8 protein-coding genes are annotated in these 13,367 nt (G+C 72.7%); all 8 read right to left on the bottom strand.

Going from position 1 to position 13,367, the window contains the following annotated elements:
* Positions 1-137: 137 nt before the first annotated feature.
* Positions 138-392 (bottom strand): 50S ribosomal protein L27, encoded by a 255-nt coding sequence (rpmA, locus tag ACSNOG_RS00880; RefSeq protein ID WP_008738950.1) that lies wholly within the window; start codon positions 390-392, stop codon positions 138-140.
* Positions 393-406: 14 nt separating this feature from the next.
* Positions 407-727: a 50S ribosomal protein L21 gene (gene rplU / locus ACSNOG_RS00875; protein WP_030366503.1), complete on the bottom strand. Its 321-nt coding sequence runs from the start codon at positions 725-727 to the stop codon at positions 407-409.
* Between the two features lie 351 nt (positions 728-1,078).
* Positions 1,079-5,272: an Rne/Rng family ribonuclease gene (locus ACSNOG_RS00870; protein ID WP_436750532.1), complete on the bottom strand. Its 4,194-nt coding sequence runs from the start codon at positions 5,270-5,272 to the stop codon at positions 1,079-1,081.
* A 221-nt stretch (positions 5,273-5,493) separates the two neighbouring features.
* A complete protein-coding gene (locus ACSNOG_RS00865; RefSeq protein ID WP_436750531.1) occupies positions 5,494-6,279 on the bottom strand; it encodes a TIGR03936 family radical SAM-associated protein in 786 nt (261 codons plus the stop codon).
* A 140-nt stretch (positions 6,280-6,419) separates the two neighbouring features.
* Positions 6,420-8,345, bottom strand: coding sequence for a TIGR03960 family B12-binding radical SAM protein (locus tag ACSNOG_RS00860; protein ID WP_436750530.1), 1,926 nt, complete (start codon positions 8,343-8,345; stop codon positions 6,420-6,422).
* Positions 8,346-8,409: 64 nt separating this feature from the next.
* Positions 8,410-9,957, bottom strand: a complete 1,548-nt coding sequence (locus ACSNOG_RS00855) for a CHAD domain-containing protein (RefSeq protein WP_436750529.1) — start codon at positions 9,955-9,957, stop codon at positions 8,410-8,412.
* A 52-nt stretch (positions 9,958-10,009) separates the two neighbouring features.
* Positions 10,010-11,209 (bottom strand): rod shape-determining protein RodA, encoded by a 1,200-nt coding sequence (gene rodA, locus ACSNOG_RS00850; RefSeq protein ID WP_436750528.1) that lies wholly within the window; start codon positions 11,207-11,209, stop codon positions 10,010-10,012.
* On the bottom strand, positions 11,206-13,347 hold the full coding sequence (gene mrdA, locus ACSNOG_RS00845; protein ID WP_436750527.1) for a penicillin-binding protein 2: 2,142 nt from the start codon (positions 13,345-13,347) through the stop codon (positions 11,206-11,208). Before mrdA ends, rodA begins: the two co-directional genes overlap by 4 nt.
* Between the last annotated feature and the right edge of the window lie 20 nt (positions 13,348-13,367).

Below are 13,367 nucleotides of genomic sequence, written 5' to 3'. Positions count from 1 at the left end.
CTGGGGGTCCCCCCGGCCGAAGGCTGGGGGAGTGCGGGATTGTCTCTGTTGTAACGCAGCGAGGGCGGCCCCACTTCCCGGCAGGGAAGGGAGGTCCGCCCTCGCGTATCGCTCTACGGCGTCAGGATCCTAGTGGATCAGGCAGCCGGAACGATGTTGACGACCTTGCGGCCACGGTGGGTGCCGAACTGCACCGCACCGGCCTGCAGCGCGAACAGCGTGTCGTCGCCACCGCGACCGACACCGGCGCCCGGGTGGAAGTGGGTGCCACGCTGGCGGACCAGGATCTCACCGGCGCTGACGACCTGACCGCCGAAGCGCTTCACGCCGAGCCGCTGAGCGTTGGAGTCGCGACCGTTCCGGGTGGACGATGCGCCCTTCTTGTGTGCCATGTCTCCTCAGTCCCTTACTTCGCAGCCGTGGGGATGCCGGTGATCTTCACCGCGGTGTACTGCTGGCGGTGACCGATGCGCTTGCGGTAACCGGTCTTGTTCTTGTACTTCAGGATGTCGATCTTGGCACCCTTGTGGTGGTCGACGATCTCGGCCGAGACCTTGATGCCGGCCAGGACCCACGGGTCGCTGGTGACGTTCTCGCCGTCGACGACGAGCAGCGTCGAGAGCTCGACCGCGTCGCCCACCTTGCCGGTGGAAATCTTGTCAACCTCGACGATGTCGCCGACAGCAACCTTGTGCTGGCGACCACCGCTACGCACGATTGCGTACACGCGGATCTCACTCTCTCGCTAGTAAAGGGGACCTCTGATGCCAGCCGCTCGCACGGGCCGGGCCCGTGACTGTCCGAGTGGACGAGCGGCCTCTTCCGGCGGAACCGGAAGGTGTTTGCTCAGTGGCGTGGCGCCGTAACAGACACCGACCGTCAAGATTACGTGCCCTTGACGAACGGGTCAAACCGGCCCCTCGGCCGGGGAGGCCGTCTTCGCGCCGGGCACGTACGACCACGCCGAGCTCGGCACCGCCGGGCTCCACCGCGTCGCAACGGCGAGTAACCCCTACGGTGCAGCCCGGCGGTGCCGGGCTGAGCCCGACCGTCACCGGCCGGGCTCAGCCCGGAGTTCTCACTCCTCCGTAGAGGCAATCGCCTCCGCGGCCTTCTTCGTCGTCCGCTTGGCCGGGGCCTTCTTGGCCGCCGTCTTGGTGGCGGTCTTCTTGGCCGTGGCCTTCTTCGCGGTCGTCGTCTTCTTGGCCGCCGTCTTCTTGGCAGCGGCCTTCTTCGCCGGAGCCTTCTTGGCGGTGGCCTTCTTCGCGGCCGTCTTGCGGGCGGGCTTCTCGGCCGGGGCCTCGGCCTCGGCGACGCCCTCCGCATCCTCGGCGCCTTCGGCGACCGGCTCGGCGACCGGCTCCGCGGCCGGGGTCTCCACCGGCGCGGCCTCCGGCTCCGCGGCCGCGGCCACGGCCGGGACGACCACGACGGCCGCCTCGGTGTCCAACGGCGAGCCGGCGGGCGCGGAGGCCCGGCGCGTCACCCGGCGGCGCGCACGGGCGGGAGCGGCCGGGGCCGCCTCCACCACGGGCTCCACCACGGACTCCGCCACCGGCTCGGCGGCCTCGGCGACCTGCTCCGCGACCGGCTCGGCGGCGGCCTGCGGGGCAGGCGCCTCCACGACGACCTCGGGCTCGGTCACGGCGGCGGCCCGCGGCGCACCGGCCGGGGCGGACGCCTTGCGGGTCGCCCGGCGGCGCGTACGGCCACGCTTGGAAGCCGCCGACTCCGCCTCCGCGGGGCTGCCGAACCACTCCTCGTCACCGCCGACCGACGGCTGCAGCTGGGCCTCCGTCACGGCGACCGGCTCCAGCTCGGGCGCCTCGGGGGCCGGCTCGACGGCGGCGGCCGCGGGGGCCTCCACGATCGAGGGGGCCTCCTCGGCGGCCGGAGCCGCCTCGTGCACGTGCTCGTGCTCGGACGCGGCACCCGCGCCCTTGCCCTTCTTCTTGCCGCGCTTGCCGCCGCCACCACCGCCACCGCCGACGGACGCCGGCTGGTCCATGTGGACGATGACGCCGCGGCCGTTGCAGTGGACGCAGGACTCGGAGAAGGACTCCAGCAGGCCCTGGCCGACCCGCTTGCGGGTCATCTGGACCAGGCCCAGCGAGGTCACCTCGGCGACCTGGTGCTTGGTGCGGTCCCGGCCCAGGCACTCCAGCAGGCGCCGCAGCACCAGGTCCCGGTTGGACTCCAGCACCATGTCGATGAAGTCGATCACGATGATGCCGCCGAGGTCGCGCAGCCGCAGCTGGCGCACGATCTCCTCGGCCGCCTCCAGGTTGTTCCTGGTGACCGTCTCCTCCAGGTTGCCGCCCTGGCCGGTGAACTTGCCGGTGTTGACGTCGACGACGACCATCGCCTCGGTCCGGTCGATCACCAGCGAGCCGCCGCTGGGCAGCCAGACCTTGCGGTCCAGCGCCTTCATCAGCTGCTCGTCGATCCGGTACGTGGCGAAGACGTCGACGTCCGACGTCCACTTCTGCAGGCGGTCGGCCAGGTCGGGCGCGACGTGCGAGACGTAGCCGTGGATGGTCTCCCAGGCGCCGTCACCGCTGACGATGACCTTGGAGAAGTCCTCGTTGAAGATGTCGCGGACGACGCGGACGGTCATGTCCGGCTCGCCGTAGAGCAGGCTCGGCGAGCTCGTCGAGATCTGCTTCGACTTCTTCTGGATCTCTTCCCACTGCGCCTGCAGGCGCTCCACGTCACGGCGCAGCTCGTCCTCGCTCGCACCCTCGGCGGCGGTGCGCACGATCACGCCCGCGTCCTCGGGGACGATCTTCTTGAGGATGGTCTTCAGACGCGCGCGCTCGGTGTCGGGCAGCTTGCGGCTGATGCCGGTCATCGAGCCCTCGGGGACGTACACGAGGTAGCGGCCCGGGAGGGAGACCTGGCTGGTCAGACGCGCGCCCTTGTGCCCGATCGGGTCCTTGGTGACCTGGACGAGCACGGACTGGCCGGACTTCAGCGCGGTCTCGATGCGGCGCGGGCCGTTGCCCATGCCGAGCGCCTCGAAGTTGACCTCGCCGGCGTAGAGGACGGCGTTGCGGCCCTTGCCGATGTCGACGAAGGCGGCCTCCATCGACGGCAGCACGTTCTGGACCTTGCCCAGGTAGACGTTGCCGACGTAGCTGGTGGCCTGCTCCTTGTTGACGAAGTGCTCGACGAGGACGTTGTCCTCCAGCACGCCGATCTGGGTGCGCTCGCCGCTCTGGCGGACGACCATCACTCGCTCGACGGCCTCGCGGCGGGCCAGGAACTCGGCCTCGGTGATGATCGGCACGCGGCGGCGGCCCTGCTCGCGGCCCTCGCGGCGGCGCTGCTTCTTCGCCTCCATACGGGTCGAGCCCTTGATGGACTGCACCTCGTCGAAGCCGGTGCCGGGCTCGCGCTCCTCGCGCTTGCGGGGCTCGCGGACCTTGACGACCGTGCGCTCGGGCTCGTCGGCACCGGGCTCGGTGTCGAGGGCCTCACCGCTGCGGCGGCGACGGCGACGGCGGCGACGGCTGCTGGAGCTGCCCTCGGCCTCTTCGGCCTCCTCGGGCTCCTCCTCGCGGGCCTCGGCCTCCTCGGCCTCGGCGGCCTGCTCGTCCTCCAGCTCGCCCTCGGCGTCCGCGGCCTCGCCACGGCGGCGACGGCGGCCGCCACGGCGACGACGGCGCGACGGGCGCTCGCCCTGCTCCTCGTCCTCCGCGGTGACCTCGGCCTCTTCCTCGGCCTCCGGCTCCTCCTCGGCCGGGGCGGCGGCCGGGGCGGCGGCCGGGGCGGCCTCCACCTGCTCGACCTCGGCGGGCTCGCCGCGACGGCGGCGACGGCGGCGGCCGGCGGGCTGCGCCTCGACGGCGCGCTCCTCCACGACCTCGGCCTCGACCTCGACCTGCTCCTCCTCGGCGGCCGCAGCAGCGGCAGCCGCGGCGGTCTCCGGGGTCTGGAACATCGGCTCGGTGAAGACGGGCGCCTGGAAGACGGCCGTCGGGGGGCGCACGGCGCGGCGGCGGCCACGCGCGGGGGCCGCGGGCTCGGCGGCCGGCGCGGCCTGGGCGGCCTCGCGGGCGCGGCTCGCCTCCTTGGCGGCCTCCAGGGCGGCGGCGGCCTGCTCGGCGTCACCCGCGGCGACACGGCGGCGCGTGCGGCGGCCACGGGGCTCGGCGGCGGGCGCCTGCTCCTCGGGCGCGGCGACGGCCTCGGCGGCGACCGGAGCCTCGGCGGGCTCGGTCACCTGCTCGGCGGCCTGCGGGGCACCCGCCGGAGCGGTCGCCTTACGGGTGGCGCGGCGGCGCGTACGAGCCGGGGCGGCGGGGGCCTCCTGCGGCTCCTCGGCCACGGGCTCGGCGACCGGCTCGGCCGCCTCCACAACGGCCTCGGCGGCCTCCGGCGCACCGGCCGGGGCGGAGGCGCGGCGCACGGCACGGCGGCGCGGACGGGCGGGGGCAGCGGCCTCGGCGGCCGGCTCGGCGGCGGCCGGAGCCTCCACGGGCTCGGCGACGGCCTCGGCGACGACCGGCTCAGCGGGCTCGGCGGCCTGCGGCGCACCCGCCGGGGCGGAAGCACGGCGCACGGCGCGGCGGCGCGGACGGGCGGGGGCGGCGGCCTCGGCGGCCTCCGGGGCCTCCTCGGCGGCCGGGGCGGCGGCGGCCGGGGCCTCGGCGGGCTCGGTCACCTGCTCGGCCGCCTGCGGGGCACCCGCAGGGGCGGAAGCGCGACGCGTGGCACGACGGCGCGGACGGGCGGGGGCGGCCGGGGCCTCCTCCGTCTCCTCGGCCTCGGCGGCCTCCTCCGCGACGGCGGCGGCGACGGCCGGCTCGACCGGCTCGACGACGGCCTCCGCACCCTTCGGCGCACCCGCCGGGGCGGTGGCCTTACGGGTAGCGCGGCGGCGCGTACGGGGGGCGGGCTCGGCCGCGGGCTCCTCGACGGGCTCGGCGGCCAGATCGACCTGCTGCGGGGACTCGGCCACCTCGGGGGCGGTCTCCACGGCGGGCTCGGCGGCCTTCGGCGCACCCGAGGGCGCGGTGGCCTTGCGGGTGGCCCGGCGGCGCGGGCGGGCCGGCGTCGACGGAGCGGCCGGGGCCTCGGCCTCGGCGGGGGCCTGCGCCGCGGGTGCGGCGGCGGTTTCGGGGGCCTCGGAAGAGGCTGCGGGCGCGGCCGGCGGTCCCGCGGGGCGGGAAGCCGCACGGCGGCGGCGACGTGCCGGCAGCGTGTCGCTGGGGCTGTTGTCTTCGGTCCCGGCCGAGCCGGGCTCGGTGGGCTCAATGGATTCGAGCATGCGGGCGGTTCTCCCGTCACGCTCCCGGGCGCCGCGCCGGTTCCGGCCCGCCGGTCCGCGTGATGAGCGCGGTACCGCCGTCCGGGGCGCGGTCGCCGCACGGGAGCTGTCGTCTCGCTCGCCGGGTCCGATGCTCATCGGCACCGGCGAAAGTCTCCTGGTCAGTGCGCCTGCCGCACCGGGTGGCTCCCTGGTGTCCGGCGGCGCTTCGACGGCCGTCCTTACGCGGAACCTTCCGGCACCTGCGCATCGCCGGCGGGGCTCGGCCCGGCGGCCGTGGTGGGGAAGGCCGGGGCGGCTTCGCGGTCGGGCGCGAGCGGGTCGGTCACCGTGCCGGACTCCTCATCGAGCAGCCCCTGCGCCAGCCTGGTCACCGCAGCGGGGACCGGCGGCGCCAGGTCGGCCGTAGCGCGGAGACCGGACAGGACGTCGTCGGGTCGAACGGCGGGTGTGGCATGCCGAACAACCAGCCGCAGTATCGCACAGGGACCGTCGCCGGGCCTATCGGCCGCGGCGTCCCGCGCTTCGAGCCGGATCACGGCACCACGGGCGTCGAAGGTCCGCAACCCGTTTTTGGTGCGGCGCTGGACGTCCACCTGCTCGGCGGCCATGAAGGCCGCCACGGCGCGCTCGGCGTCCGCGGCCTCGACGCCGTCCAGCCGCAGCTCCCAGACGGAAGCCTCCAGCCGGTCGGCGAAGGAGGACGTGCGGGCCTCCACGGCGTCCGTGATGTCCAGGCCGTCCGGCAGCGACTCGTCGAGCAGCTTGCGCAGCTGCCCGACCTCGCGCACCTCGGCGAGCTGGATCTCCAGGTACTCGGCCTCACTGCCCGTGCCGGTGGGTGCGGCATTGGCGTACGACACCTTGGGGTGCGGGGTGAATCCCGCCGAGTACGCCATGGGCACCTCGGCGCGCCGCAGGGCGCGCTCGAAGGCCCGCTGGAAGTCACGGTGGCTGGTGAACCGGAGGCGGCCTCGCTTGGTGTAGCGCAGGCGAACGCGCTGCACCGCGGGTGCGGGCGGGGGGCCTTCGGGCTGTCGCTTGCCCAGTGGTCTGATTCCTTCGTGAGTGCGGTCGTACTGCTACCTAGAGTACGTGCAGCGGGGGGCCTGCCAACCCGGCAGGCCCCCCACTCGAACACATGTCCTTACTTGACGACGGACAGCGGCAGCAGCTTCTTGCCCGTCGGGCCGATCTGGATGGACGTGTCCATCTGCGGGCACACGCCGCAGTCGAAGCACGGGGTCCAGCGGCAGTCCTCGACCTCGGTCTCGTCGAGCGCGTCCTGCCAGTCCTCCCAGAGCCAGTCCTTGTCGAGACCGGAGTCCAGGTGGTCCCAGGGCAGGACCTCCTCGTAGGTGCGCTCGCGCGTCGTGTACCAGGCGACGTCCACGCCCTGCTCGGGCAGCGTCCGCTCGGCGCACTTGATCCAGCGGTCGTACGAGAAGTGCTCGCGCCAGCCGTCGAAGCGGCCGCCGTCCTCGTAGACCGCGCGGATGACCGCGCCGACGCGCCGGTCACCGCGCGAGAGCAGGCCCTCGATGATGCCGGGCTTGCCGTCGTGGTAGCGGAAACCGATGGAACGGCCGTACTTCTTGTCGCCGCGGATCTTGTCGCGCAGCTTCTCCAGGCGGGCGTCCGTCTCCTCCGCGGAGAGCTGCGGGGCCCACTGGAACGGCGTGTGCGGCTTGGGCACGAAGCCGCCGATGGAGACGGTGCAGCGGATGTCGTTGGAGCCGGAGACCTCGCGGCCCTTGGCGATCACGTTGACCGCCATGTCGCCGATCTGGAGCACGTCCTCGTCGGTCTCGGTCGGCAGGCCGCACATGAAGTACAGCTTCACCTGGCGCCAGCCGTTGCCGTACGCCGTGGCGACGGTGCGGATCAGGTCCTCTTCCGAGACCATCTTGTTGATGACCTTGCGCATGCGCTCGGAGCCGCCCTCGGGGGCGAACGTCAGACCCGAGCGGCGGCCGTTGCGGGTCAGCTCGTTGGCGAGGTCGACGTTGAAGGCGTCCACGCGGGTGGAGGGGAGGGACAGACCGATCTTGTCCTCCTCGTACCGGTCCGCCAGGCCCTTGGCGATGTCACCGATCTCGGTGTGGTCCGCGGAGGACAGCGACAGCAGGCCGACCTCCTCGAAGCCGGTCGCCTTCAGACCCTTGTCCACCATCTCGCCGATGCCGGTGATGCTTCGCTCCCGCACGGGGCGCGTGATCATGCCGGCCTGGCAGAAGCGGCAGCCGCGGGTGCAGCCGCGGAAGATCTCGACGGACATGCGCTCGTGGACGGTCTCCGCGAGCGGCACGAGCGGCTGCTTCGGGTACGGCCACTCGTCCAGGTCCATGACGGTGTGCTTGGACACGCGCCACGGCACGCCGGACTTGGTGGGCACGACGCGGCCGATGCGGCCGTCCGGCAGGTACTCGACGTCGTAGAACGCCGGGACGTACACCCCGCCCGTCTTCGCGAGGCGGAACAGCAGCTCCTCGCGGCCGCCGGGGCGGCCCTCGGCCTTCCAGGCCCGGATGATCTCGGTGATCTCCAGGACGGCCTGCTCGCCGTCGCCGATGACCGCGCAGTCGATGAAGTCCGCGATCGGCTCGGGGTTGAAGGCGGCGTGACCGCCCGCCAGGACGATCGGGTCGTCCATCGTGCGGTCCTTGGCATCCAGCGGGATGCCGGCGAGGTCGAGCGCGGTGAGCATGTTGGTGTAGCCGAGCTCGGTGGAGAAGCTCAGGCCGAAGACGTCGAACGCCTTGACCGGCCGGTGGCTGTCCACGGTGAACTGCGGCACCTCGTGCTCGCGCATGAGCTCCTCGAGGTCCGGCCACACGCTGTACGTGCGCTCGGCGAGGACGCCCTCGCGCTCGTTGAGGACCTCGTAGAGGATCATGACGCCCTGGTTGGGCAGGCCGACCTCGTAGGCGTCGGGGTACATGAGCGCCCAGCGGACGTCCGTGGAGTCCCACTCCTTGACCGTGGAATTGAGCTCTCCACCGACGTACTGGATGGGCTTCTGGACGTGCGGGAGAAGCGCTTCCAGGCGCGGGAAGACCGACTCGACAGGCATCGCAATGTCTCTCATGAGCGGACAGGGGTGACCCTCAAGAGTAACGTGCCCGCGGAGTGACCCGTCACGACTGGAGATCGGCCCGGTAGCGCTTCCGCGACGCCTTCGCCCACACCTCCGGCAGCTCCCGCTCGTCCTGCGCCGCCTGCTGCTCCTCCCGGCCGTACAGCAGCCCCAGCGTGAACGTGCTCTCCCCCGCCGCGTGCGCCCGGACCGCCAGCGTGCGCAGCACGGTGCGGGTCATGACGCTGTCCTGGTGGTCGCCGAGGAGCGTCTGGACGTCCTTCATGCGGGACGCGAAGCGCTTGGCCGGCTTGCCGAGCGCGGGCACCGCGGCCTCGGCGGCGTAGCGCGCCCGCTTGGCCGCCTTGCGGGCCTCGTGGAGGGCGGTGTCGCGCTCGGGGCCGGGGCGCGACACGAGGGCGTGTCCGATGCGCCCGGCCAGGCGCTCGTAGTCGTGCAGGACGGCCCCGGCCAGCACCTCCGGCGCGGGCAGCGCGGCCGCGCGGCGCAGGGGCGGGTCGGCGAGGAGGGCGTCGAGCGCGTCGAGGAGGGTGAGGTAGCGCTCGCTGTCGAGGAGGGCTGCGAGGCGCTTGCGCGTGCCCCTGGCGCGGTCGGCGGCGTGGATCCGCAGCCGGGCGCGGACCGGCCCGAGGACGAGCGTGCGCGGCAGCGCGGCCAGGCCGTCCGCCAGCCGCCCGGCGACGACCTCGCGGTCCCGGTCCGCACCGAGCTCCTCGGCGAGCCACTTCAGCTCGGTGACGAGCGGTTCGGTGACCCTGCGGTCCAGGACGTCCCGGTACGTGCGGAAGGCGCTGCGCAGCCTGCGGGTGGCGACGCGCATCTGGTGGACGGAGTCCTCGGCGTCGCGGCGGACGGCGGTGTCGTAGGCGAGGAGGGCGTCGGCCTGGCGGCTGATGTAGGCGAGGACGTGCTCCCCGGCGGTGACCGGCCCCTGCTCCTTCGCCTTCTGCCCTTTCCCCCGCCTCTTCGGCTGCCTCCCTCCCTCGGTCTCCGCCAGTGCCCGGGCGAGCTTCGAGGGCGCGTCGGAGGGCCGCAGGCCGGCCTCGCGGAGGTGCTCCTCGACCGTGTCCAGGAAGGCGGCGTCGGTGCCGTCGCCGAGCTCGACCTCGAACTCGGTCCAGCGGGCGCTGCGGCCGCCGGCGGTCAGGCGGTCGGCGGTGACGCGGTCGGCGCTGGCCTCGGCGAGGAGCGCGCCCCGGGCGTCGAGGAGCCGGCTGACGTCGCGGCGGGAGCGGATGCGGACGAGCGGGACGAGGGCGGCGTGCCGGACGCGGGCGCGGACGAGGTCGGTGAGGGCGCGGGGGACGTCCGGGGACAGGGGCGCCCGGATCTCGTCGCGCACTCCGGGCGCGACGGGCAGCTTCAGGTGCCAGCCCGCGTCGGTTCCGCCGGTGCGGCGGCGCAGGGTGATGCCGGCCGCGGCCAGGCGCCGGTCCGCGGTGTCGTAGTAGACGGCGTCGAGTTCGTGGGTGTCCCGGCCGGTGACGGCCGCGACGCCCGCGACGCGGCTCAGGTCGGGCAGCGCGGCCGCTGCCGCGGGGGCGTCGGCTTCGTACTTCCGCTCGATCTCGCGCAGAGTGTCCGCCATAAGGCGAATCTAGTGCGCCGGGGTCCCACGAGGCAGCCGCGTTCGCGCCTGTTTACGCCGAAACCGGTCGCTGCACCTTGATCGACTGGAGCAGGCCGATGGCGATCCACGCCGCGAACATCGACGACCCGCCGTAGGAGACGAACGGCAGCGGCAGGCCCGTCACCGGCATGATCCCCAGCGTCATCCCGATGTTCTCGAAGGACTGGAAGGCGAACCAGGCGATGATCCCGGCCGCCACGATCGTCCCGTAGAGCTCGGTGCTCTCGCGGGCGATGCGGCAGGCGCGCCAGATGACGACGCCCACGAGGAAGATGATCGCGCCGGCGCCGACGAAGCCGAGCTCCTCTCCGGCGACGGTGAAGATGAAGTCGGTCTGCTGCTCGGGCACGAACTGCCCGGTGGTCTGGGAGCCGTGAAAGAGGCCGGAGCCGAGGAGGCCCCCGGAGCCGATGGCGATGCGGGCCTGGTTGGTGTTGTAGCCGACGCCGGAGGGGTCGAGCGCGGGGTTGGCGAAGGCGGCGAAGCGGTTGATCTGGTACTCGTCGAGGACGCCGAGCTGCCAGATGAGGACGCAGCCGAGGACGCCGGTGCCGATCAGCCCGGCGACCCAGCGGTTGGAGGCGCCGGAGGCCAGGAGCACCGCGAGGACGATGACAACGAGCACCATCACCGAGCCGAGGTCGGGCATCAGCAGGATGATGACGATCGGCAGGGCGGCGAGGCCGAGGGCCTCCATGACGGTGCGGTGGTCGGGGTGGAGCCGCTCCCCCGCGTCGACCTTGGCGGCGAGCAGCATCGCCATGCCCAGCGCGATGGTGATCTTGGTGAACTCGGAGGGCTGCAGGGAGAACCCGCCGCCGAGCTGGATCCAGGACCGGGCGCCGTTGATGGTGGCGCCGAGCGGGGTCAGGACGGCGATGGTGAGCAGGACGGAGATGACGTAGAGGATCGGCACGGCGCCGCGCAGGGCGCGGTGGCCGACCCACACGGCGCCGACGGCCAGGCCCAGCCCGATGCCGGTGTTGAGGATGTTGCGGAGCAGGAAGTAGTACGGGTCGCCCTGGTTGAGCTCGGTGCGGTTGCGGGTGGCCGAGTAGACCAGGAGGGTGCCGATGCCGGAGAGGGCGAGGGCGGCCCAGACCATCACCCAGTCGAGGCGGCGCAGGACGGAGTCGCGGGCGGTGAGGCGGCCCCAGGCGGAGCGCTCGGGGCTGTAGCGGCGGGCGCGGTAGCCGTCGGTGGCGGTCACGTGTCCTTCTCCTCCTCCTTCCGGGCCGAGGGGCTGGGCGGGGGCGGCTCGATGGGCTGGGCCTCGATGGTGCCGTCCTTCTCGACCTTCGGCAGGCCGGTCTGGGGGTGCGGCAGGAGCGCCTTCTTGGCGTCGATCTTGCCCTTCTCGTCCACGCCGTAGAGGGCGTTGTAGATGTTGCGCACGGCGGGGCCGGAGGCTCCGGAGCCGGTGCCGCCCTGGGAGATCGTCATGACGACGGCGTAGTCGCCGGTGTAGGTCGCGAACCAGGAGGTCGTCTGCTTGCCGTAGACCTCGGCGGTGCCGGTCTTGGCGTGCATCGGGATCTCCTTCTGCGGCCACCCCTCGAAGCGCCAGGCGGCGGTGCCCTGCGTGGCGACGCCGGCGAGGGCCGCGTCGATCTGGTCGCGCGTCCTGCCGTCGAACGGCAGCCTGCCGTGCGACTTCGGGGCGATCTCCTGGACGGTCCTGCCGTCGGGGCTGATGACGGCCTTGCCGACGGTGGGGTTCCACAGGGTGCCGCCATTGCTGATGGCGGCGTAGATGGTGGCCATCTGCAGGGGGGTGACGAGGGTGTCGCCCTGGCCGATGGAGTAGTTGACGGAGTCACCGGCGCGCATGCGCATGCCGGACTCGCAGTTCTCCTTGGCGATCTGCCCGGCGTAGCTGGTGTCGGTCTTGCCCTGCTTGCACCAGGAGTCCTTGTTGGCTTCCCAGTACTTCTTCTTCCACTCGCGGTCGGGGATGCGGCCGGAGACCTCGTTGGGCAGGTCGATGCCGGTCACCTTGCCGAGGCCGAAGTCGTGGGCGGTCTTGTAGAACCAGTCCCCCGGGTGCTTGGGGTTGTTGCCGCCGTCCTTCTGCCACTGGCGGTAGGCCAGGTCGTAGAAGACGGTGTCGCAGGAGACCTCCAGGGCCCGGCCGAGGTTGATGGGGCCGTAGCCCTTGGACTCGAAGTTCTTGAAGACCTGGTTGCCGATGGAGTACGAGGCCGAGCAGTTGTAGTTGTCGTTGAAGGCGTAGCCCGCCCTGACGGCGGCGGTGGCCGAGACGACCTTGAAGATCGAGCCGGGGGCCGCCTGTCCCTGGATCGCCCGGTTCAGCAGCGGGAAGCCGGAGTCCTTGCCGGTGAGGTCCTGGTAGTCCTTCGCGGAGATGCCGCCGACCCAGGCGTTGGGGTCGTAGGTGGGGTTGGAGGCCATGGCCACGACGCGGCCGGTCTTCGCCTCCATGACGACGACGGCGCCCGCGTCCGCCTTGTAGTTGGTGCCGGTGTTCCGGTCGACCTCCTTGCGGGCGTCCTTCATCGCCTGGTCCAGCTCCCGTTCCGCTATGGCCTGCACGCGGGCGTCGATGCTGGTGACGACGTTGGAGCCGGGGACGGCCTTGTCGCTCTTGGCCTTGCCGATGACGCGGCCGAGGTTGTCGACCTCGTAGCGGGTGACGCCCGCCTTGCCGCGCAGCTGGGAGTCGTACTGCCGCTCCAGGCCGGAGCGGCCCACCTGGTCGGAGCGCAGCAGCGGGGAGCGGCCGGCCTTGGCCTTGATGATCTCCTCGTCGGTGACGGGCGAGAGGTAGCCGAGGACCTGGGCGGTGTTGGAGCCGCCGGGGCCCGCGTAGCGGCGGACGGCGGTGGGCTCGGCGGTGATGCCGGGGAAGTCCTCGGCGCGCTCGCGGATCTGCAGGGCCTGCTGGGTGGTGGCCTCGTCGGTGATGGGGATGGGCTGGTAGGGCGAGCCGGCCCAGCAGGGCTTGGGCGTCTTGGCGTCGCACAGCCGGACCTTGGCGGCGACGTCCTCGGGCTTCATGCCGAGCACTCCGGCGAGGCGGGTGAGGACGGTCCTGCCCTTGTCCTTCATCTTCATCAGGTCGGTGCGGCTCGCGGAGACGACGAGGCGGGTCTCGTTGTCGGCGAGGGGGACGCCGCGGGCGTCCAGTATCGAGCCGCGGGTGGCGGGGGCGACGACCTGCTGGATGTGGTTGTCGGCGGCTTCGGCGGTGTACTCGTCGCCGTTGCGGATCTGGAGGTACCACAGGCGGCCGGCGAGGGTGAAAAGGAGGGAGAAGACGAGGATCTGGATGACGACGAGACGGATGGTGACCCGCGAGGTCCGCCCGCCGTCGGGCACGCTGCTCACTGCGCCTCCCCGTTCTCCCC

Source organism: Streptomyces sp. URMC 124 (assembly GCF_051386455.1).
Lineage (GTDB): Bacteria > Actinomycetota > Actinomycetes > Streptomycetales > Streptomycetaceae > Streptomyces.
The sequence above is the reverse complement of the archived record's forward strand: the minus strand, read 5'-3'. Positions and strand labels throughout refer to the sequence as shown.